24 protein-coding genes and 1 riboswitch are annotated in these 23,154 nt (G+C 72.2%); of the genes, 10 read left to right on the top strand and 14 right to left on the bottom strand.

Features of this window, described 5'->3' with window-relative positions; all coding sequences use genetic code 11:
* Positions 1-84 precede the first annotated feature (84 nt).
* Positions 85-504, bottom strand: a complete 420-nt coding sequence (locus tag AQJ11_RS32150; protein WP_175252085.1) for a DUF6153 family protein — start codon at positions 502-504, stop codon at positions 85-87.
* Positions 505-682: 178 nt separating this feature from the next.
* Entirely contained in the window at positions 683-2,575 is a 1,893-nt protein-coding gene (locus AQJ11_RS51460; RefSeq protein WP_244218439.1) for a DNA/RNA non-specific endonuclease, read from the bottom strand.
* A gap of 469 nt (positions 2,576-3,044) precedes the next feature.
* Between AQJ11_RS51460 and AQJ11_RS32140 the strand changes: the two genes are divergently transcribed.
* From AQJ11_RS32140 to AQJ11_RS32130, 3 genes are read left to right on the top strand one after another with little or no spacing between them, the layout of a single operon-like run.
* The gene (locus tag AQJ11_RS32140) at positions 3,045-3,728 is read left to right on the top strand and encodes a vWA domain-containing protein (RefSeq protein ID WP_058079623.1); all 684 of its coding nucleotides are present in this window, start codon (positions 3,045-3,047) and stop codon (positions 3,726-3,728) included.
* Positions 3,728-4,672, top strand: a complete 945-nt coding sequence (locus AQJ11_RS32135) for a protein phosphatase 2C domain-containing protein (RefSeq protein WP_059265504.1) — start codon at positions 3,728-3,730, stop codon at positions 4,670-4,672. Before AQJ11_RS32140 ends, AQJ11_RS32135 begins: the two co-directional genes overlap by 1 nt.
* The gene (locus AQJ11_RS32130; RefSeq protein ID WP_159061708.1) at positions 4,669-6,396 is read left to right on the top strand and encodes an LppU/SCO3897 family protein; all 1,728 of its coding nucleotides are present in this window, start codon (positions 4,669-4,671) and stop codon (positions 6,394-6,396) included. Before AQJ11_RS32135 ends, AQJ11_RS32130 begins: the two co-directional genes overlap by 4 nt.
* A 27-nt stretch (positions 6,397-6,423) precedes the next feature.
* Here AQJ11_RS32130 and AQJ11_RS32125 read toward each other — a convergent pair whose 3' ends face one another.
* Complete coding sequence (locus tag AQJ11_RS32125; protein WP_059265502.1) at positions 6,424-6,795, bottom strand: hypothetical protein; 372 nt, start codon at positions 6,793-6,795, stop codon at positions 6,424-6,426.
* A 50-nt stretch (positions 6,796-6,845) separates the two neighbouring features.
* A complete protein-coding gene (locus AQJ11_RS32120) occupies positions 6,846-8,330 on the bottom strand; it encodes a hypothetical protein (RefSeq protein ID WP_059265501.1) in 1,485 nt (494 codons plus the stop codon).
* Positions 8,331-8,697: 367 nt separating this feature from the next.
* Here AQJ11_RS32120 and AQJ11_RS32115 point away from each other — a divergent pair, with 367 nt between their 5' ends.
* Together AQJ11_RS32115 and AQJ11_RS32110 are read left to right on the top strand one after the other, a co-directional pair.
* Positions 8,698-9,420, top strand: coding sequence for a lysophospholipid acyltransferase family protein (locus AQJ11_RS32115; RefSeq protein WP_059265500.1), 723 nt, complete (start codon positions 8,698-8,700; stop codon positions 9,418-9,420).
* 58 nt (positions 9,421-9,478) lie between these two features.
* Positions 9,479-10,501, top strand: a complete 1,023-nt coding sequence (locus AQJ11_RS32110; RefSeq protein ID WP_244218438.1) for an NAD-dependent epimerase/dehydratase family protein — start codon at positions 9,479-9,481, stop codon at positions 10,499-10,501.
* A gap of 63 nt (positions 10,502-10,564) precedes the next feature.
* Here the strand turns inward: AQJ11_RS32110 and AQJ11_RS32105 are convergent, their stop codons facing one another.
* The 8 genes from AQJ11_RS32105 to AQJ11_RS32070 all read right to left on the bottom strand — a co-directional run bounded on the left by AQJ11_RS32105 (position 10,565) and on the right by AQJ11_RS32070 (position 17,315).
* Positions 10,565-12,130 carry an alpha/beta hydrolase gene (locus AQJ11_RS32105; protein WP_059265498.1) on the bottom strand — a complete coding sequence of 522 codons (1,566 nt, stop codon included), beginning with the start codon at positions 12,128-12,130 and terminating at the stop codon, positions 10,565-10,567.
* Positions 12,131-12,304: 174 nt separating this feature from the next.
* Positions 12,305-13,072 (bottom strand): urease accessory protein UreD, encoded by a 768-nt coding sequence (locus tag AQJ11_RS32100; RefSeq protein ID WP_208616661.1) that lies wholly within the window; start codon positions 13,070-13,072, stop codon positions 12,305-12,307.
* Complete coding sequence (gene ureG, locus AQJ11_RS32095) at positions 13,060-13,737, bottom strand: urease accessory protein UreG (RefSeq protein ID WP_059265497.1); 678 nt, start codon at positions 13,735-13,737, stop codon at positions 13,060-13,062. Before ureG ends, AQJ11_RS32100 begins: the two co-directional genes overlap by 13 nt.
* A gap of 61 nt (positions 13,738-13,798) precedes the next feature.
* Positions 13,799-14,473 carry an urease accessory protein UreF gene (locus AQJ11_RS32090; RefSeq protein ID WP_058079631.1) on the bottom strand — a complete coding sequence of 225 codons (675 nt, stop codon included), beginning with the start codon at positions 14,471-14,473 and terminating at the stop codon, positions 13,799-13,801.
* The gene (locus AQJ11_RS32085; protein ID WP_041665004.1) at positions 14,473-16,194 is read right to left on the bottom strand and encodes an urease subunit alpha; all 1,722 of its coding nucleotides are present in this window, start codon (positions 16,192-16,194) and stop codon (positions 14,473-14,475) included. Before AQJ11_RS32085 ends, AQJ11_RS32090 begins: the two co-directional genes overlap by 1 nt.
* The gene (locus AQJ11_RS32080; protein WP_014671283.1) at positions 16,187-16,498 is read right to left on the bottom strand and encodes an urease subunit beta; all 312 of its coding nucleotides are present in this window, start codon (positions 16,496-16,498) and stop codon (positions 16,187-16,189) included. Before AQJ11_RS32080 ends, AQJ11_RS32085 begins: the two co-directional genes overlap by 8 nt.
* Positions 16,499-16,507: 9 nt before the next feature.
* Positions 16,508-16,810 carry an urease subunit gamma gene (locus AQJ11_RS32075; RefSeq protein WP_014671284.1) on the bottom strand — a complete coding sequence of 101 codons (303 nt, stop codon included), beginning with the start codon at positions 16,808-16,810 and terminating at the stop codon, positions 16,508-16,510.
* Positions 16,811-17,036: 226 nt separating this feature from the next.
* Positions 17,037-17,315, bottom strand: a complete 279-nt coding sequence (locus AQJ11_RS32070) for a type II toxin-antitoxin system Phd/YefM family antitoxin (protein ID WP_014671285.1) — start codon at positions 17,313-17,315, stop codon at positions 17,037-17,039.
* 86 nt (positions 17,316-17,401) lie between these two features.
* Between AQJ11_RS32070 and AQJ11_RS32065 the strand changes: the two genes are divergently transcribed.
* From AQJ11_RS32065 to AQJ11_RS32055, 3 genes are all read left to right on the top strand, one after another.
* Entirely contained in the window at positions 17,402-18,037 is a 636-nt protein-coding gene (locus AQJ11_RS32065; protein WP_059265496.1) for an ATP-dependent Clp protease proteolytic subunit, read from the top strand.
* 7 nt (positions 18,038-18,044) lie between these two features.
* Complete coding sequence (locus AQJ11_RS32060) at positions 18,045-18,350, top strand: hypothetical protein (RefSeq protein WP_014671287.1); 306 nt, start codon at positions 18,045-18,047, stop codon at positions 18,348-18,350.
* Positions 18,351-18,722: 372 nt separating this feature from the next.
* Positions 18,723-18,921: riboswitch (cyclic di-AMP (ydaO/yuaA leader) on the top strand.
* 3 nt (positions 18,922-18,924) lie between these two features.
* The gene (locus AQJ11_RS32055) at positions 18,925-19,398 is read left to right on the top strand and encodes a C40 family peptidase (RefSeq protein ID WP_014671288.1); all 474 of its coding nucleotides are present in this window, start codon (positions 18,925-18,927) and stop codon (positions 19,396-19,398) included.
* Between the two features lie 737 nt (positions 19,399-20,135).
* Here the strand turns inward: AQJ11_RS32055 and AQJ11_RS32050 are convergent.
* Complete coding sequence (locus AQJ11_RS32050; protein WP_014671289.1) at positions 20,136-20,591, bottom strand: ATP-binding protein; 456 nt, start codon at positions 20,589-20,591, stop codon at positions 20,136-20,138.
* A 212-nt stretch (positions 20,592-20,803) separates the two neighbouring features.
* Between AQJ11_RS32050 and AQJ11_RS32045 the strand changes: the two genes are divergently transcribed.
* Both AQJ11_RS32045 and AQJ11_RS32040 read left to right on the top strand, forming a co-directional pair.
* Complete coding sequence (locus AQJ11_RS32045) at positions 20,804-21,664, top strand: helix-turn-helix domain-containing protein (RefSeq protein WP_014671290.1); 861 nt, start codon at positions 20,804-20,806, stop codon at positions 21,662-21,664.
* 9 nt (positions 21,665-21,673) lie between these two features.
* Entirely contained in the window at positions 21,674-21,895 is a 222-nt protein-coding gene (locus AQJ11_RS32040) for a DUF397 domain-containing protein (protein WP_041665005.1), read from the top strand.
* A 77-nt stretch (positions 21,896-21,972) separates the two neighbouring features.
* Here the strand turns inward: AQJ11_RS32040 and AQJ11_RS32035 are convergent, their stop codons facing one another.
* Complete coding sequence (locus AQJ11_RS32035) at positions 21,973-23,100, bottom strand: 8-amino-7-oxononanoate synthase (RefSeq protein WP_059265495.1); 1,128 nt, start codon at positions 23,098-23,100, stop codon at positions 21,973-21,975.
* Positions 23,101-23,154: the final 54 nt, after the last annotated feature.

The following is a 23,154-nucleotide window of genomic DNA, read 5'->3' as shown; positions in this document are numbered from 1 at the left end:
CCTGCTGTTCTGAAGGGATTTCGGGCACGCGTGAACACGACCGCGGCACCTGCGCCGTGGCAGGGCGGGCGGCCGGAGGCGGCTCTAGATCCGCAGGAGTTGGAGTTCCGCCAGGTCGGGCGGGGCACGGGCGCCGTCCGGCGCGGTGGCCGGACCGGGGCGCGGGCAGGCGGCCGGTGCGACGACGGCCACCGGGTCGGGGGCCGGCACGGGAAGCTGGGGGCCGCCGTCCAGCGCGCCCGAGGCACAGCTCGGGTCGGCGTGGTGCAGCCGGTGGCCGCCGCAGTGACCGGCGGTGTCCGGGCAGTCGTCCGGCGCGCTGACGGCGACCGCGCCGTGCGCGGCCCGGGCGGGCCCGGAGTGTCCGGCGTGTCCGGCGTGAGCCATGCCCCCGCCGGGCGCCAGCGCGTGCATCCCGAGCAGTCCGGCCAGCAGGGCGAGCACGAGCAGCCCGCGGTGCCGCCGCTGGGGCGGTCGCGGGGCGCGTGCTCGGGTGCCGGTCATCGCGAACATCGTACGAGGGCCGGGTACGGCCGGCGTGCGGGGGCACGCCGGCCGCGGCCGGTCCACCGAGGCGGCCTGGCCGGGAAGGCGGTCGCTCCGGCGTGCGGGGCACCGTGACCGTGGTCCTCCCGGTGCCCTCCGACCGGCGGGTGCACAGCGGACGACGGGCGCCTCGGCCTCAGTCGCCCAGGTTCGTCAGGTCGCCGTCGGCCGACTCCACTACGTTCAGGACCGACCGCGAGATGACGTCGTTCGGGAGCCCGGCCGGGGTGTAACCGATGGCGATCATCACGAACCCCTTGGGGATGCGGCTCCGGGCCGATGCGAAGAACGGCTCGACCAGGTAGCGGACGCTGCCGGACGGCTGGAGCGCGAGTGCCTTGGCCACCTCGTTCTCGAACGCCGACATGCCGAGCGGGCCGTTGTTCGTGACGAGCTGGCCGCACGGGCTCAGATTGGCCGCCAGTTTGTTGGAGCCTCCGAAGCGTGCCGCGATGATGTGGCAGCGCGCCAGGTCCTCCTCGGGCTCGCGGCCGAGGCCGCGCACCTTCGCCCGGGCCTCCCGATAGCCGACCGGGTCGGCCTTCGTTTCTCCGCTGCTGTTGTTGGGCGGGTTCTTCAGGCAGGCCTGACCGGTCTCGCTGCGGTGGTTGGTGCCGAGGGTGTTCAGTATCCAGCCGGCGCCGTTGTCGACCGCCTCGTCCGGGCGGGTGCGGGTGCAGTCCCCGGCCTCGTCGTCGTCCCGGGCCGGCGCCGCGCGTTCGACCACGTCAGCCGGGGCCGGTGCGTCCCGGGCCAGCTCCTCCTCCTGTTCCAGGGTCTGCTGCACGGCCGCCACGTCCACCTGCGCCAGGACACGGACGTAGGTGTCGGCCGTGTAATGGATGTCGAAGGGAACCGGCGTGCCGCCCTGGGCCCGGGACTCGGCTTCCGCTTCCCGCTTCTTCTCGGCCTCCCACTCGGCGAAGACCGGGCCGGCGTCCGCGGCATTACAGGTGATGTCGCCGGGGCTGTCGAGCGGCAGTTCCTCGGTGGCGGTGCAGGTGCCGGCCGTCCGGCCCTCGATCGTCACTGTCGCCGTCAGTTCGACGGTCACCCGTCCGCTCGTGATCCGCCTCCGGGCCTCACGGCTGGGGACGACGCCGGTGATGTGGCTCCCCACCTCGCATCCGGTGGCGGAGCAGCTCACCTCCGGCTTCTCCTCCACACGTGCCGTGACGCCGGCATCCAGTGCGCCGGACAACTGCGCGGCACGGGCTCGGATCTCACCCATCAGGGCTCTGCTCTCCGGTGCGGACAACGCGGACACCGTGAAGGCCCCGGGTGACGGTGCGCTCGCCCAGGCGGCGAGGCGGCTCGCGGCGGCCGGCTCGCGCGCGGCGGCCTGTTGCGCGGTGGCCCGCGTGCCGCCCTGCCCGCTCCGCGCGGAGGAACGCGGTACGAAGCGCAGGAAGCGATGGGGGCGCGCCTTCGACACGTAGAGATCGCCCTGGGCGGTGCCGGCCCTCAGCGCGGGCACTCCGGCCACATCCACGGGCGTGGCCTCGGAGTCCGGCACGGTCGTGCTCGCGCTGTTGACCGCTTTGAGCAGTGCGTTCGCCAGCGCCGCGGGGCTCATCCCCGCGCTGGGTGCCGCACCGCTCGCGGCATCGGCCTTCGTCGCCCCGGCCACCCACTTGCCGGCGAGATCCGACCGGCCCTGAGAACCACCGGGTCCGGCGGGCAGCGGGTCGGGCATCTTGACGTAGGTGGTTCCGCCCACGGTCAGCGTCTGGACACGGGTCCCGGCGTACGGTGCCTCGCCGAGCGCCTCGCCGGTGGTGGTGACCCGTGCCTCCGTCCAGCCGGCCCCGTCCGTCGCCGTGCGGTACCGCACGCCCTGCTGGAGAGCCAGGTTCACCAGGGCGGCGGCGAACGGCGCCCGGCGGTCGTCGGTGGGCGGTGTCCCGGAGCCGCGCCAGGTCAGCAGTGCGGCGACGACGGCGGCGACCACGCCGAAGGCCAGGAGCACGACCCAGCGGCCGGTGCGGTGCGGGAACACGGTGGCCGCGGGGGTGCCGGTCCCGTGCACCTGCGGGAGCGGTGGTCCTGGGTTCGGTCCCGGAGCCGGTCCGGGCCCCGGTGGCAGCGGTGGTGCGGACCGCGGCGCCGCCGGGCCCGCCCAGGTCGATCCCCTCGTCCCGGCGGAAGACGATCCGCCCGTGCCCGGAGGAGGCTTGGCACCCGCGGCGGTCCAGGTCGATCCGCCCTGGGCGGCGGCTCCGCCTGCTCCGGACCGGGTGGGCGGCAGCGGCATGGGCTGCCCCTGGGGCGGTGGCACGGCGCGGGGGGTCTGCTGCCAGGTGGGCAGCTTCGGCTGGTCGGATGCGTTGTTCCCGGAGTGCCCGGAGTTGTTCCCCACCGAAGCTCCACCCCGTTTCGCTAGCCTATACACCCATTGCCGGAACATACTTCAACTCACGTGGTACTCATAGGAGTTCATTCGGCCCTGCACTCTTTCGACACCGCACGCCACACCAGACAACGGGGAGACCGAGCCAATGGCGGAGACCAAGGGCGTACTGCTGCCGGCCTATGTACTGGCAGACGAGTCGCAGTCGATGGGACCGTACCGACAGGACTTGTCGAACGGCCTCGTGTCGTTGTGCGAGGGCCTTCGAGCCGAGCCGATGATCGCGGCCAAGCTCCGGCTGGCCGTGCTCGGGTTCTCCGATGACGTGCAGGTGCGCCTCGCGGTGGCCGACATGCGCACCGAGACCAGCCTGCCCCGGGTCAGCATCCGGGGCCTGACCAATTACGAGGCGGTGTTCGACGACCTGCTGGACCGGATTCCGTCCGACGTCCAGTGGCTGCGCGGTGAGGGGTACAAGGTCCACCGTCCGGTGGTGTTCTTCCTCAGCGACGGGCAGCCCACCGACGGTGGAGCCTGGCGCCGGCCCCATGCCAGGCTGACGGACAGGGCCGTTACGCCGGCCGCCCCGAACATCGTGGCCTGCGGGATCGGCGATGCCCAGGCCCAGACGATGGTCGAGGTCGCGACGCGCGAGGAGTTCGCCTTCGTCGCCAAGCCGGGGACCGACATCGGCCGCGCCATCGCCGAGTTCTTCCACGCGCTCACCGCGAGCCTGGTCGCCTCGGGACAGGCGCTGAACTCGGGCAGCCCGCAGCTGGTGGTGAACCGGCCGGATCAGTTCACCATGGCGATCGACGAGGTAGGCGAGTGATGTTCCCGGGCGGCGGCGATCCCGCCCCGGCACAGGCCGCTCCCGCCGTCGCGCCGGGGCCCGTGCCCTGGCAACGGGTCACGGTGGGGACACCCGGCCCCGAGTTCGAGGCACGGCCGCCCGGCCAGTACGGCTTCGACTTCCCCGACACGGAATGTGACGGCTGGTCGACCGACGCACTGTCGCTGCGCTTCGCCTCGGTGCGCGGCGCCAAACACCGGTACTACCGCCAGCCGCGTCAGGACGCCGCACGTGCCGCGGTGCACGAGCCCACGGGTCATGTCGTCTTCGCTGTGGCCGATGGCGTCTCCAGCGCAGCGAACTCCGAACTCGGCGCCGTCGAGGCATGCCGGGCCTCCATCGAGATGCTGCTCCACCAGCTCTCGCAGGATCCGGACGGCTTGCGCTTCGAGGAGGTGGCCCGTCATGCCGCCGAGCGACTGCGAGAGCTCGCCCAGTGGCGTCTGAACGGCAAGGAGCCCGAGCCGAGCGAGGTGGCGTCCCTGTACGCGACGACGCTCGTCGCCGGCGTGGTGCGCGCCCGTCCATCGGGTGCCGTGACCGAGGTCTGCCGCATCGGGGACTCGGGTGCCTGGGTCCTCGACCCACCCGGCTCGCGGTACCAGCCGCTGTTCGGCTCGAAGAGCGGCTCCCATGCGCTGGTGGTGTCGAACGAGGTGACGCCGCTCCCCCATGTCCCCGACCCGCTGGAAGTCACCACCGCCCGTCTGGACCCCGGTCAGGTGCTGCTCATCGGCACCGACGGGTTCGAGGATCCGCTCGGCGACGGCGACGGCCAGGTCGGTGCTCTGTTCGCCCGCCATCTCGCCGCCCCTCCGCTCCCGCTGTGGCTGGCACACCTGCTGGACTTCTCCCGGGAGACCTTCGACGACGACCGCACCCTGCTGGCCGTCTGGCCCCGCGACACGGCGGCGCCACGATGACCCCCAGGCCGTTACCGGTGGTCGAACGCGGCACGCTCGCCCTGGGGCGCCAGTTGGGGCAGGGCGGTCAGGGCACCGTCCATCAGGTGACCAACAGGAAGATCAACGAGGCCGACGACGGCGGCTGGGACGTGGCCTACAAGGAATACGCCGCCGCCGTGCTGCCCGACCTCGACGCGGCGGCACTGGCCTCCCAGGTGGGCCTGCTCGGCGAGTTGAGCGCCGATGAGGGCCGGTGGCTGTGCGACAAGACGGCCTGGCCCGCGGCCGTGGTCGAGAACCAGGGCCGGGCCTGCGGGTTCCTCATGCGTGCCGTGCCCGAGCAGTTCCGCTTCGCCTTCCGGAGCCTGGCCGGCACGTCCACGGCAACCAAGCGCCTGGCGAACCTGGAGTACCTGCTCAACGACGACGCGTACGTCGCGGGGATCGGCCTGACCATCAGCGAACGCGACCGGCTCGAAATCCTGGCCGACCTGGCGGCCACCCTCACGCGCCTGCACCGCATCGGCATCACGGTCGGCGACCTCTCCCCCAAGAACCTGCTCTTCACCACGGACCCCGAGCCTCGGTGCTTCCTCATCGACTGTGACGCCATGCGCGTGCGGGGCGCCACCGTACTGCCCCAGGCCGAGACGCCCGACTGGCAGGTCCTCGCGGGCGAGGAGAAGGCCACACGCTCCAGTGACGTCTACAAGCTCGCGCTGCTCGCCGTCCGGCTCTTCGCCCGCGATCAGACCACCACCGACCCCGCCGCCCTGGCAGCGCTCAGCCCAGAACTCGGCGGCCTCGCCCGGATGAGCCTCAGCCCCGACGCGGCCCGCAGGCCGACGCCGGCCATATGGGCCGAGCAACTCGGCGCGGCGGCCCCCACCGCGTCGACCATCCCGGCCAGGGCCCCTGCCGCTGCCCGAGGCAGGGCCTCCAGGTCCAACGCGTCCTCGTCCGGCGGCTCCGGCGGCGGGGCCCCGACGGGGCGCCCCACGGGTGTTCCAGGGGGACCGCACACCAGCGCCAACGGGTCCGTTCTGCTGGGACTCGCCGCCGTTGTCGCCGTGATCGTGATCATTGTCGCGTTCGTGGCCACGCACTCGGGCGACGGTCCCGACCCCGGGCCGACCAGTGTCGCCCAGCCCACTGTCTCCTGGGACGACACCAGCGGGACGTCGCAGGACCCGGGCGACGGCTCCTACGGCGACGGAGACAGCAGCGACAGCGGCGGAGCGGCAGCCGACCCGAGCACCACTCCGCCCAGCGCGGAGGACCAGGCGTTCGGCGACGTCTCCACCGGCGACTGCCTGAGCGACTCCTACCAGGACGGGTCCTGGTCCTCCTCGACGCCGACGACGACCAGTTGCTCCGCCACCGACGCGTATTTCCGTGTCGTGTCGATCGAGGACGGAAGCTGCACCTCCGACGACATGACGTGGTACCACAGCAACAGCGACTACTCCGACACCAATCTCTGTCTGGACCGCAACTACGTGATCGGCCAGTGCATGTTCGCGGAGGCCGACGGCGAGATGCTCTCGATGTACTTCAACGCCACCACCCGGTGCGACGCCGGCATCCCCGACAAGTACCAGTACACCGTCCGGCTCACGCGCGTGTACCCCGGCGGCGCCCCCGACGACGCCTGCGGGAGCGACCGCCTCTGGAAACCCGGGAACGGAATCGTGCTGTGCGGGAGAGCCATCTGGAAGAAGCACGGCCTTCGCGACATGTAGCCCTCCGGGATCACCCGCGAGACCCGGCTACAGCCTCTGGATGGCCTCCTGGATCGTCGCGGCCAGGGAGGTCAGCGCCGTGACCCCCGGCACCGCGTCCACGAGTGCTCGCGAGAACATCCTCAGCATGCCCAGGCGCGGTTCCTCCGAGCCGAGTTCCTCCCGCGCCTCCTGCGCGGCCTCGATCAGGTCGGCGGAGCCGGGATGCTCGGACCGGCGCAGTTCGTCGATCAGCTGGGCCAGCAGGTCGCCGATCTCCCGGGGCGTGAGCCGCCGGTCCTCACCAAACTGCGCGGGGCCGCTGTCCCGGACGTCGGCCTTCGCGTTCGAGCCGCTGGCGACGGCGTTCCCGACGACATGTGAACCGCCGGTCGCGGTGATCCCATAGTTGCTGTTCATTTCCGTCCCTCCGTATCTTCCTGCCCGAGGCGCCCGTACCTGTCGTGCCATCAGTCCGTGTTGACCAGCGGGATCTTGTTGAGCAGGCGCATGGAGATCCGGGACTGCCTGCCCGAGGCGATCGAGTTGGACGCCACCTGCGCCCCGCCCGTCGCGATGATGCCGTTGTTGACGATCAGCTGCTGGCGCTGGACCAGTTCGCTCACGTCGATACCCCGCGCCTCGGCGAATTCGATGAGCGCGTCCAGGGCACGCCTCTCGATCATCTTGAGGGCGAGGCCGCTGTCGCTCTTCTGGAAGTGCCGTTGATGACGCGTCGCGGCGGCCTGCTGACGTACGCCCCACCGGGCTCCGTAGTCGAACCTGCGCAGCGAGGTGATCAGCTTGTTCTGCCGCCGCACGCGCCACGTGATCCAGTAGTCGGGGGAGAACCCCGTGACCGCGCGTACCGGTGAGGCCAGCAGGACGAACGGAGTGCTCGCCAGGGTCGCCGACATCAGCTTCGCCGCCTCGCGCAGGGAGGGCCGGGGCATGAGGGTGTCGATGATCCGGTAGCGGTCGTCCAGCGGGAACAACACCGTCTGAACCGCTTCCACGCACAGGTTGGAGTCGGACCGGACGAAGCGGAGGAAGAGCGAGGTGACCAGTTCACCGCCCCACCCCGTGGAGTGCACGGCCAGATAGGGGCGGGCGCCTTCCTCGGGCACGCGCTTCAGCTGGTCGATCTGGTCCTGGCCCACCCGTGGGACGGGCCGGCCGAGGGGGTCGGGGAGGAACCGGGGGTCCCCCAGGACCGTCGTTCCTTCGACGAAGAGCCGTTCCTCGATCTCCAGGCAGGGCAGGGCCAGGGTGCCGAGGCGTGTGGCGACCTGGTCGTAGAGCTCCGTCACGTCGAAGTCTTGCGGAGTGCCCCCCAGCGGGCCCGGGGCGGTGACGTCGAAGGTCAGGGACCATGTGTCGAGAGGGGCCCCGTAGCCGACGAAGGGCGAGTATCCGCTGTACACGGTGGTGTTTCCGCCGGCGTACGCGCTGATCTGACCGAGCCGAGCCGCGATGTCGGCGTTGCGCGGCGGGGGCGCGGCCGCCGGGTCGAACCGGTTCGGGCGCAGACTCTGCAAGTGGTCGCCGTATCGGGTCGACAATTCGAAGGCCAGCACGGTGATCCAGGCCAGGAACAGCACCAGCGTGGTCACCCCGGCGTCGTGAGCCCATAAGAAGAACAGCACGGCGAGCACACACAGGGGCGTGAGCAGGAGGTCCCGCTGGTGACGGCGCGCGTTGGCCGCGTAGGCGTGGCGGAGCACCACGGGCACATCGCATGCCGGGGCGGCCCCCACCCCCAGGTGGGGTTCCGCGGCGACCTGCTTGATGAGCAGCTCGGCGTACGCGCGATCCAGGTACGCGGCCGCGCACAGGTACCTGGTGACGTCCTGGCCGCCACCCCACCGGATCGCGGGGATGCGGCGCTGTCCGCCGCCCCAGGTGGTGGGCCCGCCGGCCGGGAGCGGCACGGCGGCGGGAGGGCCGGCCCGCACGGCGGCCGGCTGCGCTGCCGGCTGCGCGGCCGTCAGGGGCGTACCGCACGCGCCGCACCGCGTGGACCATGTCGCTACGCCCTGACCACATCCGGGGCATACCGTCGAACGCGTCATCGCTCCCCCGCCCGTAGACGACCCCACGACAGTACGGTGCACCACGCGCACAGCACGGCACTGCCGACATCGCCGCCTACCGCAATACCGTTACAGTTCGAGCCCCGGCACGCCGCGCCGCCACCGGTGACGTCAGTTCTGCCCGGGCAGCACCCGGTCAGCATGAGACCGGCCGAACATGGCTACAGATGACGGCAGGTGCCCATCAGCCCATGGCCGTGCCCCCGGGCTGACGAGTGAGGAGCGAGCCGTGTTCTACTACCTGCTCAAGTACGTGGTCCTGGGCCCGCTGCTCAGAGTGGTCTTCCGGCCCCGGATCGAAGGCCTGGAGCACGTGCCCGCGTCGGGGCCGGCGATCATCGCCGGGAACCACCTGTCGTTCTCCGACCACTTCCTGATGCCGGCGATACTGAAACGCCGCATCACCTTCCTCGCCAAGGCGGAGTACTTCACCGGCCCCGGGGTGAAGGGCCGGCTCACCGCGTTCTTCTTCCGCAGCGCCGGGCAGATCCCGGTGGACCGCTCGGGCAAGGAGGCGGGGCAGGCCGCGATCCGTGAAGGGCTCGGGGTGCTGCGCAGGGGGGAACTGCTCGGCATCTACCCGGAGGGCACCCGTTCGCACGACGGCAGGCTCTACAAGGGCAAGGTCGGGGTCGCCGTGATGGCCCTCACGGCAGGCGTCCCGGTGGTGCCGTGCGCGATGATCGGCACGTTCGAGGCACAGCCGCCCGGGAAGGTCGTGCCCAGGATCCACCCGGTGACCATCCGCTTCGGCGAGCCCCTGGACTTCTCGCGCTATGCCGGCATGGAGCGCGAGAAGACCGTGCTGCGGGCGGTCACCGACGAGATCGTCTACTCCATCCTGGCGCTGTCCGGGCAGGAGTACGTCGACGAGTACGCGGCCGTGGTCAAGGAACGGCAGGCGGCGGAGCAGAACGCGAAGCGCAGGTTCCCGCGGGCGCCGCTCAGTTGACCTCTGCCGTCGGCAGAAGGCGGACAGCGGGCCGGGGCCGGATGCATAGGCTCGCCGCATGAAGACAGCTGTGGTGATCGGGGCGGGCGGGCAGATCGGGCGTCCGGTGGTGCAGGCGCTGGCGCGGGACGGATGGGCGGTGACGGCCGCCTCGCGCGGCGGCGCCCGGGACGCGGCGTGGGACGAGGGGGTGCGGTCGGTACGGCTGGACCGCGCCGACGGCACGGCCCTGGCCGCGGTGGTGGGTGACGGCTGCGACCTGCTGGTCGACGTGGTCGCCTACGACGCCGGGCACGCCCGGCAGGTGACGGGGCTCGCGGGGCGGATCGGCTCCGCGGTGGTGATCTCCAGTGTGTCCGTGTATGAGGACGGCGCGGGGCGGGGCTTCGACACGATGGGCGAGCCGGACGGCTTCCCCGACTACCCGGTACCGGTCCCCGAGACCCAGCCGACGGTCGCTCCGGGCGAGGCCACCTACAGCAGCCGCAAGGCCGCACTGGAGCGGGAACTCCTCGCTCGCGGCGCCGGGCTGCCGGTCACCGTACTGCGGGCGGGCGCGGTGCACGGGCCGTACAGCCCGCTGCCGCGCGAGCTGTACTTCGTGCGGCGGAATCTGGACGGGCGGCGCGACCGGGTGCTGGCGTACCGGGGCGAGAGCCGGTTCCATCCGGCGAGTGCCCGGAACATCGCCGAACTGGTGCGGCTGGCGGCGGCCCGGCCGGGCTCCCGGGTGCTCAACGCCTGCGACGGTCAGGCGCCGACGGTCGCCGGGATCGGTGCCGCGATCGACGCCGTGATGGGGGTGGAGACCCGGACCGCGCACCTCGACGGGCCGCCGGCCGGATCGGTGGGTCAGACGCCGTGGTCGGTGCCGCGGCCGGTGGTGTGCGACATGTCGGCCGCCGAGCGGGAGCTGGGCTACCGGCCGGTGGTGTCGTACGCCGAGAGCCTGCCGGAGACGGTGGAGTGGCTGACCGGGGTGCTGCACGGCCGGGACTGGCGCGAGGCGTTCCCGCTGCTCGCCCAGGCCTACCCGGACCTGTTCGACTACGCGGCGGAGGACGCCTGGCGCACGGCTTAGCAGCCGTACGGGAGAGGGGCGGCCGGGAAGGTCCGGCCGCCCCTCGTCACCGTGCCGGTACGGTCACGGCTTGGGCGTGGCGTGCGGCGCGCAGGTCACGTCCTTGCCGTCCAGCGTGCCGTCGAGCAGGTAGGCGTCGACGCGCTGGTTGATGCAGGGGTTGACCAGGCCGGTCACGCCGTGGGAGCCCGCGTTCTTCTCGGTGATCAGGCGGGAGCCCTTGAAGCGCTTGTGCAGTTCGACGGCGCCCGCGTACGGAGTGGCGGCGTCACGCGTGGACTGCACGATCAGGACCTTCGGCAGTCCCCGGTGCGTCGTGACCTCGACCGGGGTGTGCTGCTTGCCCGGCCACGTGGCACAAGGCAGGTTCATCCAGGCGTTGGCCCAGGTCAAAAACGGGTAGTCCCTGTTGAGCCGGGTGTTGTCCCGGTTCCACTTCTGCCAGCTGGTGGGCCACTTGGCGTCGGCGCACTCGACGGCCGTGTAGACGGCGTTGCCGTTCTCCGCGCTGATGTTGCCGGCCGTGTCCGACAGGTCGGGGGCGGCGGCGTCGACCAGCGCCTGGGTGTCACCGGCGAAGTACTTGCTGAACACGGTGGCGACCGGCACCCACGAGGAGTCGTAGTACGGCGCGCCCTGGAAGAAGGAGATCAGCTCGGCCGGGCCGACGACCCCGCCGATCGGGTTCTTCTTGGCGGTGGCGCGCAGTTGGAGCCACTTGTCCTGGACGGCGGCGCGGGTGGTGCCGAGGTGGAAGGCGGCGTCGTTGGCGGCGACCCAGTCCTGCCAGTCCTTCCAGCGGCCCTCGAAGGCGACGTCCTGGTCGAGGTTGGCCTCGTACCAGATCTTCTCGCGGGAGGGGTTGACCACGCTGTCCACGATCATGCGGCGGACGTGGCCCGGGAAGAGCGTGCCGTAGACGGCGCCGAGGTAGGTGCCGTAGGAGACGCCGAGGTAGTTGAGCTTCTTCTCGCCCAGCGCGGCGCGGATGACGTCGAGGTCGCGGGCGGTGTTCGGCGTGGTCATGTGCGGCAGCATCGCGCCGCTGTGTTCGGCGCAGCCCTCCGCGTACTCACGGGCCAGCTTGCGCTGAGCGGTCTTGTCGGCCTCGCTGTCGGGCACCGGGTCCATCTTGGGCGCCTTGACGAACTCCTGCGGGTCGATGCAGGAGATGGGCGCCGAGTGGCCGACGCCGCGCGGGTCGAAGCCGACGAAGTCGTAGGCCTTGGCCACGTTCGCCCAGACCGGGGCCTTCGTGGTGACCCGGCGCGGGAAGCGCAGACCGGAGCCGCCGGGGCCGCCCGGGTTGTAGACGAGCGCACCCTGGCGCTCCTTCTTGGTGCCGGTGTTGCCGATGCGGTCCACGGCGAGTTTGATCTGCTTGCCGTAGGGGTGGGCGTAGTCGAGCGGCACGCTGACCCAGCCGCACTGGATGGGCTTCTCCAGCCCCCAGTCGGCCGGGCAGTCCTGCCAGTCGACGCCCGCCTCGGCGGCTCGGGCGGCGGCGATCCCGACGCCCTTGGCCTCCCGGTCCTGTGCGGGCCGGCCTGCGGCACCGGCCGTGGGAGCCGAGACCGCGCCGGCGATCAGGGTGGCGGTGACGAGTGCTCCAGCGGAACCGAGTGCCATCAGGCGGCTCTTCGGTCTGTTCTCCCTCAAGTGGGCCCCTCCCCGTACCTCGCTGTGAGTTGTCAGGCGGGGATCCTCTCGGCTGTGAGTCGGCTGAGAACAGGGGTCGCCACCTATCTTTACCAATCCGATAACCGGACGATCATGTTCGGTTCCTCGGACGGCCCGGCTGCTTCAGCCGAGCCCCGCCAGTGCCTCGTCCAGGAGTCCGCGCAGTCGCAGGGCGTCCGGCGCGACGGCGGTGACGAGGGCGGCGGGGCCCGCCAGGGGCACCAGCGAGGCGCACTCCCCCAGCATCCGCTCGGCCACCGGAGCCTGGGCGAACTCCGGCCGTACGACGACGAGTTGCCCCACCGCGCGACACCCCGACAGCACGGCCGGCCCGTCCCAGCCGCCCGGCGCGCCGGGACCGCAGGCCAGTTCCTGGTCCAGTACGGTGCGGCCCGCGACCCGCACGGTGAGCCGGCTGGTGAGGCGTCCGGGCGGTTCCCCGGCCCGCCCCAGGACCTGCTCCTCGCGCAACACGAACCGGGCGCCGGCGGCGAGGTCGGCCCGGGTGGTGACGCGCAGGTCGCTGCCGCTCGCGGAGATCAACTGCTCGGGCAGCCAATGCAGTTCGGCACCGGCGGCCACGTCGAGCCGGACGTCGTACCGGGCCTCGCCCTTGGCCTGGCCCGGCAGGGCGAGGGTGGCGGCGGCCGACCCCACGTGCAGCCGGGCGCCCTCCTCCACCCGTGCGGCCAGCGTGAAGCGGTCACCGCCGAGCGGCCCGCTCATGGCGCCGACGACCATGACCCTCGCCTCGGCTCCGGCCGACCGGGTGCGGCGCGGCGCCAGTGGGCCCTCGCCGTCCAGGACGGGCAGGGCCGTACCGCCGCGGCCGTCGGCGCGGGCGACGATCCGGGCGCTCCCCCGGACCCCGTTGACGGTCACGCCGTCCATACGGCGAGCCGCTGCCGGACCCAGGCGGCCACGTCGGCGACACCGGTCTCACCGCGCAACGACTGGAAGACGACGGGGAGTTCCGCCCGCTGCGCCTTGGCGTCGGCGGCCATCCGGGCGAGGTCGGAGCCGACGTGCGGGGCGAGGTCGGTCTTGTTGACGACGAGGAGGTCGGCGGTGGTGACGCCGGGTCCGCCCTTGCGCGGGATGTCGTCACCGCCGGCCACGTCGATCACGAAGATCTGGGCGTCCACGAGCCCCTTGGAGAAGGTGGCGGTGAGGTTGTCGCCGCCGGACTCGACGAGGATCAGGTCCAGGGGGCCGACCGCGTCCTCCAGGTCCTCGACGGCTTCGAGGTTGGCGGAGATGTCGTCGCGGATCGCGGTGTGCGGGCAGGCGCCCGTCTCGACGGCGGTGATCCGCTCGGGCGGCAGCACGGCCTCCCGGAGCAGGAACTCGGCGTCCTCGCGGGTGTAGATGTCGTTGGTGACGACGGCGAGGGACAACTCGTCGCGCAGCGTCCGGCAGAGGGCGGCGACGGTGGCGGTCTTGCCCGACCCGACCGGGCCGCCGAGCCCGATCCGCAGGGCCCGGCGGGTCCCGTCGGGGCGGCGCGCGTCCGCGCTGAGGGCGGCGGGGGCGGGGTGGGTGTGGTCGAGGTGCATGTACGGCTCCTGTGGTCGGTCGGTTCTCAGCCGAGCGCGTCGGGTGTGCGGCTGGGCGGACTCATGACGCGAACAGCCGCACGGGCCAGTCGGCGTGCCACTGCGCACCCACCTCCAGCAGGGGCGCGGACGCCGCGGGCAGCGCGTCGACCCCCTCGTCGGCCACCCGCCGCGCCGCCTCCACGGCACAGTCCGCCACGCGGTCCAGTTCAGGGGCCAGCCGGGCGAGGACCCCGGTCGCGTCGAACGGGTCGAGGCTCAGCAACCGCACGGTGGCCGTCGCCGGCCCGCTCACGCTCTCGTACACCGCGCAGTGGGCCGCGTCCTCGGGTGCGAGCCCGGCCGCCCGGGCGGCGAGGCCGAGCACGACGGGCTGATGGGCGCCCTTGGGGAACCGGCGTGCCACGGCGTCCAGTTCGGCGGACGGCCAGGTCACCCGCGCGGCCCGCAGCAACTGCCGGCCGAGGCGTCGCGCGGCGGCCCGCAGGGCCGGGGACGGCGTACGCGCGTCGGCCGCCGCGTCCAGTTCGCCCGGGTCGGCGCCGAGGACGGCCGCCGCCGCCAGTGCCGCCGCGACCAGCCCGGAGGTGTGCAGCCGGCCCCGGCAGAACTCCTCCAGGCTCGGCGCGTCGGTGATGCGGCCCGCCTTGACGGCGGCCTCCGCCCCGCCGGAGTGCGCGTGCCCTCCGGCGGGGAAGCGGCCATCGGCCAGGACGAGCAGTGCTGCCCTGGACACTAGAAGAGGAAGTAACGCTGGGCCATGGGCAGTTCGGCGGCCGGGGTGGCCTCGACGAGTTCGCCGTCGATGTGCACGGCGAAGCTGTCGGGGTCGATCCGGACGTCCGGCCGGGCGTCGTTCTCGCGCATGTCGGCCTTGGTGACCGCACGCGTCGACTCGATCGCCGCGAACCGCTTGCCGAGTCCCAGCCGTTCCGGCAGCCCGTCCTCGATCGCCAGGTCCGCGACGAAGTTGACGGAGTTGGCGGCGGGGGCCCGGCCGATGGCGCCGTACATCGGGCGGGGGAGGATCGGCTGCGGGGTGGGGATGGAGGCGTTGGCGTCGCCCATCTGCGCGTACGCGATCTGCCCGCCCTTGATGACGAGGAGCGGCTTGACCCCGAAGAACGCGGGTTCCCACAGCACCAGGTCGGCGAGCTTGCCGGTCTCGACGGAGCCGATCTCGGCGGCGAGGCCCTGGGCGAGCGCCGGGTTGATCGTGTACTTGGCGACATAGCGCCGGACCCGGTGGTTGTCGGCGCGGCCGTCGCCCGGCAGGGCACCGCGCCGGCGCTTCATGACGTGGGCCGTCTGCCAGGTGCGCAGGATCACCTCGCCCACCCGCCCCATCGCCTGGGAGTCGGAGGAGATGATCGAGATCGCGCCGAGGTCGTGGAGGATGTCCTCCGCGCCGATGGTGGAGGGGCGGATCCGGGACTCGGCGAACGCCAGGTCCTCCGGGACGGCCGGGTTGAGGTGGTGGCACACCATCAACATGTCGAGGTGTTCCTCGGTCGTGTTGACGGTGAAGGGCCGGGTCGGGTTGGTGGAGCTGGGCAGGACGTTCGGCTGCGAGACGACCGTCATGATGTCCGGGGCGTGGCCGCCGCCGGCGCCCTCGGTGTGGTACGAGTGGATGCCCCGGCCCGCGATGGCGGCGAGGGTGTCGCCGACGAACCCGGCCTCGTTCAGGGTGTCGGTGTGGATGGCGACCTGGATGCCGGTGCGGTCGGCGACCGTGAGCGCCGCGTCGATGACGGCGGGCGTGGAGCCCCAGTCCTCGTGCAGCTTGAGACCGACGGCGCCGCCGCGGATCTGGGAGAGCATCGCCTCGTGGCTGACGGTGTTGCCCTTGCCGAGGAAGCCCACGTTGACGGGGTAGGCCTCCATCGCCTCCAGCATCCGGGCCAGGTGCCAGGGTCCGGGGGTGACCGTGGTGGCCTTGGAGCCCTCGGCGGGTCCGGTGCCGCCGCCGACCAGGGTGGTGACGCCGGAGGCCAGCGCCTCGTCGGCCACCTGCGGGCAGATGAAGTGGACGTGCGCGTCGATGGCGCCGGCGGTCAGGATGCGCCCGTTGCCGGCGATGATCTCGGTCTCGGGGCCGATGACCAGGTCGGGGTGGACCCCGTCCATGGTGTCCGGGTTGCCCGCCTTGCCGAGGGCGGTGATCCGTCCGTCGCGGATGCCGACGTCGGCCTTGACGACGCCCCAGTGGTCGACGACGACGGCGCCGGTGATCACGGTGTCGGGGGTGCCCTCGGCGCGGGTGGCGCGGGACTGGCCCATGGACTCGCGGATGACCTTGCCGCCGCCGAAGACCGCCTCGTCCCCGGAGCCTCCGGGGCCGGCGGAGCGGTCCTCCTCGATCTCGACGAGCAGATCGGTGTCGGCGAGCCGGATCCGGTCGCCGGTGGTGGGGCCGAACAGGTCGGCGTAGGCGGCGCGGGAGATCTCAGGCATCGAGGGCACCTCCGGTCTCCCCGCGCAGCCCCGGCACGATCCGGGCGCCGGTCAGGGGCACGAGCTCGACCGCCACGGGGATGCCGGGCTCGAAGCGGACGGCGGTGCCCGCGGCGACGTTCAGCCGCTTGCCGCGGGCGGCGGCGCGGTCGAACTCCAGGCCGGGGTTGGCCTCGGCGAAGTGGTAGTGGGAGCCGACCTGGACCGGCCGGTCGGCGGCGTTGAGGACGGTCAGCCGGGTGACCTCGCGGCCCGCGTTGCAGACGACGGGGTCGTCCGCGAACAGGATCTCTCCGGGAATCATCGCGGCCCCTCAGATGATCGGTTCGTGGACGGTGACGAGCTTGGTGCCGTCCGGGAAGGTGGCCTCGACCTGGACGTCATGGATCATCTCGGCGACCCCGTCCATCACGTCGTCCCTGGTCAGGATCTTGCGGCCGGAGGACATCAGCTCGGCGACGGTGCGGCCGTCCCGCGCGCCCTCCAGGATGTGCGACGTGATGAGGGCGACCGCTTCCGGGTGGTTGAGCTTGAGACCGCGGGCCCTGCGCTTCTCGGCCACGTCGGCCGCCACGTGGATCAGCAGCCTCTCTTGCTCATGCGGGGTCAGTTGCACGTCCCACCTCACAGTCCTCGCTCCGGACCGTGCGGGGTCCGGTTGCCGCGGCCACCACGACGGGGACAGATGTAACACACAGACAAATCCCCGGAGCTTCGTCAATCCGGGCAGAAAAACCCCTGGTGGCGTGGATCGGCAGGCTAGAACGCCGGAGTTTCAACGACGTTAACCAGACCTTGGCCGGCCCATGACCGGCCGATGGGCTCCCCTGGAGACGAGGCGGTCAGGAGGCGCCCGGCCTCCGGTGCTCCGCCGCGATCCCGAAGCGCCGCTGTTCGCGGGAGACGGAACCGGCCTCGTGGACCCCGGAGACCGAGCTGATGATCTGCTCCTCGGCCGGCTCGTCCAGGGCGTCGAGCCGTTCCAGGTCGGCGGCCGAGACCAGCGCCACCAGCGGCTTGCCGTGCCGGGTGACGACGACGCGCTCACCGCCGTACACCACGCGGTTGATCAGGTCGGCGAGTTCAGCCCTGGCTTGCGTCACCGGAATCTCGTAGGCCATACCCCCATCATAACGTCACGTACATCCTGTACATTTTTTACAGAAGCCGAGCCCATCGGGGCCTCGTCATGAGGAGGGGTACGTCCATGTCCCGACCGTCCGCCCGTCATGTCCTGCCCGAGTTCACCGAGCGCACCGGGAGCGCCGTACGCACCCTCGATCCGTACGCCAAGCTCTTCGAGGACCGGATCGTCTTCCTCGGCACACCGGTCAACACGGCGGCGGCGAACGACGTGACGGCGCAGCTCATGTACCTGGAGCACGCGGCGCCGGACCGGGACATCACGCTGTACGTCAACTCGCCGGGCGGCTCGTTCGACGCCATGACGGCGATCTACGACGTGATGCGGTACGTCGGCTGCGACGTGGCGACCTACTGCCTGGGCCAGGCCTCCGCCTCGGCCGCGGTGCTGCTCGCGGCCGGCACCCCGGGCAAGAGGTTCACCCTGCCCGGCGCCCGCATGGCGATCGAGCAGCCCGCGCTGCCCGAGCCGGTGCGCGGACAGCCCAGCGACCTGCTCATCCAGGCGGAGGAGTTGACCCGGATCCGCGCGACCCTCGCGGAGATGCTCGCGCGGCACACGGGGCGCACGGCCGGGCAGGTCCACGAGGACCTGGAGCGTGACCTGATCCTGGACGCCGCCGGGGCGGTCGCCTACGGTCTGGTGGACGGCATCGTGCCGAGCCGCCGGGACACGCCCGGCGCACCGGACGCGAGGTGAGCCGCCCATGCTGCCGGACCTCCCACCACTGCCCGCGCTGACCCGCGCCGAGGGTGAGTTGATCGACCGTTACCTGGAGGCCGTCGACCTGCTGGGCCGCATCAACCCGGCCCGGCCCGGGGACACCTACCGCGGGCTGCGCGCGGCCCAGGCCCTGGTGCGCAAGGCGGCAGAGCTGCGGGACGCGCTCGCGCTGATGCACCAGCGGGGCGAGACGGAGCTGCACGGGGACACGCTGGCACGGGCGTTGCGGGTGCTGGACGGTGAGCGCCGGGCCGCTCGCGTCGCGCTCCCGCCGGACGGCGTCGGCTGACGCGGACGCTCCGCCGGCTCGGCGGGTCCGCGCGTCGACACGCGTCGTTCGGACGGGACTTGAAACGGCCCGAACGACGTACCGCCGACCGGTGTACATCCAGATCGTTTTCCGGGCCTCCCGAGTTGCGCCAAGCGCCACGGCACGAGCCGCCGGGAGGCGCTTCGCCCCAGGTCGGGGGCTACGTCCGGGATCTGACGGAGGCTCGAACAGAGCAGTGTCCACCCGAACGGGTGAGTGGTGAGTAACACCACAAATCCCCGATTCCGTTGGGATTTTCCGACAGTTGTGAGCCAAGATCCGTGTCTGACGACAAGCCCCCGCCACCGCGGCGGGGCGATCCGGGCGGACGCCGAGTCCTGCCGCCGCCCGGATGACCGGTCGACGGAGTGGATCGGCAGGAGTGGAGGACCCAAGCAAGGCGGGTCGCCGGAACAGATGTTCGTCCGTACGACACGGACGGTCGTCGGCTCCGGGCAACCCTTGGGGTGAAGCCGCGGCAACGCGGCCGGGCAACTTCGCCAGCCCGAATCCGACAGGTCATCCTTCACAGGCGGCTGACGAAGGGTTGCGCATGACTGCGCTCAATCGTGTCCCGTCGCTGATGGCCCGGGCCGGCACGGCCTCGGCTCTGACCCTCGCCGCCGTGGGCGGCTCGATCGCGGTGCCCGGCCTCGCCACCGACGCCTCCGCCGCGACCATGGCGACGAAAGCGCTCAAGGTCGCGGCCTCGAAGAAGGGCGCCCCCTACGCCTGGGGAGCCACCGGGCCGCGCCGGTTCGACTGCTCGGGGCTGACGCTCTACTCCTACAAGAAGGCCGGCAAGAAGCTGCCGCGCACCGCCGCCCAGCAGTACAACAAGACGCACCACATCTCCTCCAGGAGCCGCAAGGCGGGCGACCTGGTCTTCTTCCACTCGGGTTCGTACGTCTACCACGTCGGCATCTACGCGGGTCACGGCAAGATCTGGCACGCCCCGAAGACCGGGGACGTGGTGAAGCTGGAGAAGATCTGGACGAGGAGCGTCTGGTACGGCCGGGTCAGCTGACCCGCCCCGTGCCAGGGAGCGGCTCCAGCAGCAGGGCCGCTCCCAGCGCCGCCCGCGGCCCTTCGCGGGCGGCCCGGGGCCGACACACGGACGGGCGGTCCCGGCCACGGCTCCCTCCGACGCCCGAGCGTGCCCCCGAAGCGCCCGCAGGGTACGCGGCCCGAGTTGGAGCACAGGGGCATCCCCCGGCTCGGTCACACGCCCACCGTCCTCGCCCAGCGGCCGGCCGAGCCGGAGCGGGCCCGGCACGAACTGACGTGGCTGACCGGGCTCGCCGGGGACGCGTCGCGGCCCGGCGCCTTCCCGGCCGCCGAGGGCATCCGCTGCCGCCCGCGCCGAACGCGTTCCGTCGGGCGCATCCCGGCGTACGCGTCCCGGCCGTGGACCAGGACCGGCCGGCCCGGGGCACGCGTTCGCCGACATCTCGTCCCGGCTGCCGCCTGGCGGAGCTCGCCGGGCAGCCGCTGATCAGCGTGGCGCCGTGCCCTCCGACCCGGCGGGAGATCGGAGCCCCGCGCGCCGAGGCGGGACCGCACCGGCGCCGCTGGTGCCGGCGGTGTCCGTCGGCTGCCCCGCCGCCGGGCCACCGTAGCGCGCACCGCGCGCACCGCTCGGCGCGCACGGCGACGGCCGCCGGGTGAGCCGCGGGGTGCGCGTCGGCCGGTGCCGGGCCGCGGTGACCGTCGTACCGGACGTGGGGGCGCCCATCTGACAACGCCTCCGCCCTGCCCGAAGGGCTACGGCTCCTGCTGGCCCGCCGCTACCGGGGCCGTCGGGAGCGTCCAGGGGAGTTCGATGGAGACCGTCTTGCCGCCCTCTCGCGTGGGGCGGATGCGGAGTCTGCCGCCGCACTCGGCGGTGAGCCAGCGGATGATGACCATGCCGCGGCCGTTGTCCTGCTGGACCGCGGCGGGCAGTCTCTTCGGAAAGCGGGGATGGCTGTCCGTGACGCCGATGCGCAGGTGTTCGTCATGGTGCAGCGCGATGTCGACCGTGAAGGTGGGTGACTGGCCGAAGGTGTGCTGTACGGCGTTCGTGGCGAGTTCGGAGACGATGAGCCGCACGGTGTCGGCGACGTCGGTGTCGGACGGCAGGCCCCACTCCGCCAGGGTGCCCACGACGTAGGAGCGGGCGGCCGAGACCGAGGCCGGATCGCTCGGCAGAGTGACGGATGCTTCCAGGTGGTCTGCCATGGCGGCGTCGTCCCTTTCCCACGGGGCCGTGGTCCGACATGTGGCGGAGGGTTCGAGTACGGTCCCGGACTGGTGCTTGTTCGCCAGACTGCCACCAACGGGCGGTCACGGGGGGCGATCCACCAGGATATGCATATATCTGTCGCTCGAAGCGGTGAACTCTGCGACGCGAGACCGTATGCGGGCGGCCCGGAAGGAGTAAGGAGGAGCCCATGCAGAACGGTCCGGCAGTGCGCCGCCGCAAACTGGGCGCCGAACTGCGCATGCTGCGTACCGGTGCGGGGCTCACGAGCGGTGAGGCCGCCCGGCTGGTCGGCTGGCACCAGTCGAAGGTGAGCCGCATCGAGACCGGCGCCAGCGGTGTGAAACCGGCCGATCTGGGGTTACTGCTCGACGCCTACCAGGTGCGGGACACGCATCTGCGCGAGTTGCTGCTGATGCTGGCGGGGTCGGAGGACGCGGGCGGCCGGCACGGCTGGTGGCACGCCTACCGCGGGGTGCTGCCGCCCACCTACCGCGACTTCATCAGTCTGGAGTCGCAGGCGAGCGCGATGCGCACCCTGGAGACGACCGTGGTGCCGGGGCTGCTCCAGACACCGGAGTACGCGCGCGCGGTGACCCGGGCCGCCGTGAAGGACCTGGACGAGGACCGCCTGGACACGCTGGTGGAGGTGCGTCTGGCGCGGCAGGACGTGCTGCGTTCCGATCCGCCGCTGGTGCTGAGCGCCGTACTGGACGAGGCGGTGCTGCGCCGGGAGGTCGGGGGTCCGAAGGTGATGGCCCGGCAGCTCGAACGGCTGATGGAGGCGGCCCGGCTGCCCCAGGTACGGCTCCAGGTGCTGCCGTTCGCGGCGGGGGCGCATGTCGGACTCACCGGTCCTTTCGTTATCTTCTCCTTTCCGAGCACTTCTGATCTGGACGTGGTTGTTCTCGACCAGTTGACGAGTAGCCTCTACCTGGAACGGAAAGAAGACCTCATGGCCTACTCCGAGGCCTTCCACACCCTTCAGTTCCACGCCCTTTCCCCCGAGGAATCGTTGGACTACATCGCCGGGATAGGTGACGGCGCGTAAGGAGGCACCATGTCAGCTCTGCCTCGGAACGTCCCTGCCAGTACCGACCTGCACGCCGTGCGCTGGCTGCGCAGCAGCTACAGCACGGGCGCGAACAACTGCGTGGAGACGGCCCGGCCGCGCTCCGGCCCCGCGGCCGGACTGCTCGCCGTGCGCGACTCGAAGAACCCCGCCGGACCCGCGCTCCTCTTCTCCGCCGGCAGTTGGGCGGAGTTCGTCACCGCACTCTGATCAGAGGGCGTCTTCCCCTGACCGGACCCCCTCACCCATTCGTCACCCTCGTGCGGCACACGGCCGTGTACGCCGACTCATGGTCGCGTTTCGCCGATGACTCGTACAGCGCGTTCGATCTCCGCCCCGGAGAGGTCCGCCCGGGCGGTCAGCCTCAGCCGTGAGATGCCGTCGGGCACGGAGGGAGGACGGAAACAGCCCACGGCCAGGCCTGCCGTACGGCAGTCGGCCGCCCAGCGCACCGCCCGCTCCGGGGACGGAGCCCGCACGGAGACCACCGCGGCGTCCGGACGCACCGCGTCCAGACCCGCGGCGGTCAGCCGTGCGTACAGTTCCGCGGCCACCTCACGGGCCCGCGCCGCCCGTTCGGGCGCACGCTCCAGCAGCCGCAGCGCGGCCAGCGCGGCACCGGCCGCCGCCGGCGCCAGGCCGGTGTCGAAGATGAACGTCCGGGCCGCGTTGACCAGGTGGTCGATCACCCGGGCCGGGCCGAGCACCACCCCGCCCTGGCTGCCCAGCGACTTGGACAGGGTGGCCGTGACGACCACGTCCTCGGCGCCCGCCAGCCCGGCCGCGTACGGCGCGCCCCGGCCGCCGTCGCCCAGCACGCCGAGCCCGTGCGCGTCGTCCACGACCAGTCCCGCGCCGTGCTCCCGGCACGCCTCGGCCAGCGCGGTCAGCGGTGCCCGGTCCCCGTCGACGGAGAACACCGTGTCGGAGACGACGATCGCGGCGCCCGCGTGCGCGGCCAGGGCCTTGCGCACGGCCTCCGGATCGGCGTGCCCGACGACCTGCGTCTCGCCCCGGGCGAGCCGGCAGCCGTCGATGAGGGAAGCGTGGTTGCCCGCGTCGGACACGATCAGCGAGCCGTGCGGGCCGAGCGCGGTGACCGCGGCGAGGTTGGCGGCGTACCCGGAGGAGAACACCAGGGCCGCCTCGAACCCGCAGAACGCGGCCAGCGCCCGCTCCAGTTCGGTGTGCAGGGCGGTGGTGCCGGTGACCAGCCGGGAGCCGGTGGAGCCGCCGCCCCAGGTCCGGGCGGCCTCGGTCGCTCCCTCAACGACCTCCGGATGGCGGGTCAGACCCAGGTAGTCGTTGCTCGCCAGATCCAGCAGCGGCGTGTCGGCGGGGCGCGGACGCAGGGTGCGCACGAGTCCGGCGCGGCGGCGCGCCCGGGCCTGCTCATCGATCCAGCCGAACGCCATGGGTCCTCCGGTGCTTTTGTAGGTAGCGGACAGACCCTAGCGGTACGACCAGCC

The sequence above is a fragment of the Streptomyces corchorusii genome, assembly GCF_001514055.1.
GTDB classification, from domain to species: Bacteria; Actinomycetota; Actinomycetes; order Streptomycetales; family Streptomycetaceae; genus Streptomyces; species Streptomyces olivaceoviridis.
This window is presented reverse-complemented; position numbering and strand designations above follow the sequence as displayed.

Excerpts from the sequence above, each read along its gene's own strand:
- AQJ11_RS32085 (WP_041665004.1), bottom strand. The coding sequence starts at position 16,194 with ATGCCTGAGATCTCCCGCGCCGCCTACGCCGACCTGTTCGGCCCCACC.
- AQJ11_RS32125 (WP_059265502.1), bottom strand. The coding sequence starts at position 6,795 with ATGAACAGCAACTATGGGATCACCGCGACCGGCGGTTCACATGTCGTC.
- AQJ11_RS32060 (WP_014671287.1), top strand. The coding sequence starts at position 18,045 with ATGCTGCCGGACCTCCCACCACTGCCCGCGCTGACCCGCGCCGAGGGT.
- AQJ11_RS32105 (WP_059265498.1), bottom strand. The coding sequence starts at position 12,130 with ATGGCACTCGGTTCCGCTGGAGCACTCGTCACCGCCACCCTGATCGCC.
- AQJ11_RS32050 (WP_014671289.1), bottom strand. The coding sequence starts at position 20,591 with ATGGCAGACCACCTGGAAGCATCCGTCACTCTGCCGAGCGATCCGGCC.
- AQJ11_RS32130 (WP_159061708.1), top strand. The coding sequence starts at position 4,669 with ATGACCCCCAGGCCGTTACCGGTGGTCGAACGCGGCACGCTCGCCCTG.
- AQJ11_RS32070 (WP_014671285.1), bottom strand. The coding sequence starts at position 17,315 with ATGGCCTACGAGATTCCGGTGACGCAAGCCAGGGCTGAACTCGCCGAC.
- AQJ11_RS32135 (WP_059265504.1), top strand. The coding sequence starts at position 3,728 with ATGTTCCCGGGCGGCGGCGATCCCGCCCCGGCACAGGCCGCTCCCGCC.
- AQJ11_RS32040 (WP_041665005.1), top strand. The coding sequence starts at position 21,674 with ATGTCAGCTCTGCCTCGGAACGTCCCTGCCAGTACCGACCTGCACGCC.
- ureG (WP_059265497.1), bottom strand. The coding sequence starts at position 13,737 with ATGCACCTCGACCACACCCACCCCGCCCCCGCCGCCCTCAGCGCGGAC.
- AQJ11_RS32080 (WP_014671283.1), bottom strand. The coding sequence starts at position 16,498 with ATGATTCCCGGAGAGATCCTGTTCGCGGACGACCCCGTCGTCTGCAAC.
- AQJ11_RS32110 (WP_244218438.1), top strand. The coding sequence starts at position 9,479 with ATGAAGACAGCTGTGGTGATCGGGGCGGGCGGGCAGATCGGGCGTCCG.
- AQJ11_RS32055 (WP_014671288.1), top strand. The coding sequence starts at position 18,925 with ATGACTGCGCTCAATCGTGTCCCGTCGCTGATGGCCCGGGCCGGCACG.
- AQJ11_RS32045 (WP_014671290.1), top strand. The coding sequence starts at position 20,804 with ATGCAGAACGGTCCGGCAGTGCGCCGCCGCAAACTGGGCGCCGAACTG.
- AQJ11_RS32100 (WP_208616661.1), bottom strand. The coding sequence starts at position 13,072 with ATGGACGGCGTGACCGTCAACGGGGTCCGGGGGAGCGCCCGGATCGTC.
- AQJ11_RS32140 (WP_058079623.1), top strand. The coding sequence starts at position 3,045 with ATGGCGGAGACCAAGGGCGTACTGCTGCCGGCCTATGTACTGGCAGAC.
- AQJ11_RS32035 (WP_059265495.1), bottom strand. The coding sequence starts at position 23,100 with ATGGCGTTCGGCTGGATCGATGAGCAGGCCCGGGCGCGCCGCCGCGCC.
- AQJ11_RS32150 (WP_175252085.1), bottom strand. The coding sequence starts at position 504 with ATGACCGGCACCCGAGCACGCGCCCCGCGACCGCCCCAGCGGCGGCAC.
- AQJ11_RS32065 (WP_059265496.1), top strand. The coding sequence starts at position 17,402 with ATGTCCCGACCGTCCGCCCGTCATGTCCTGCCCGAGTTCACCGAGCGC.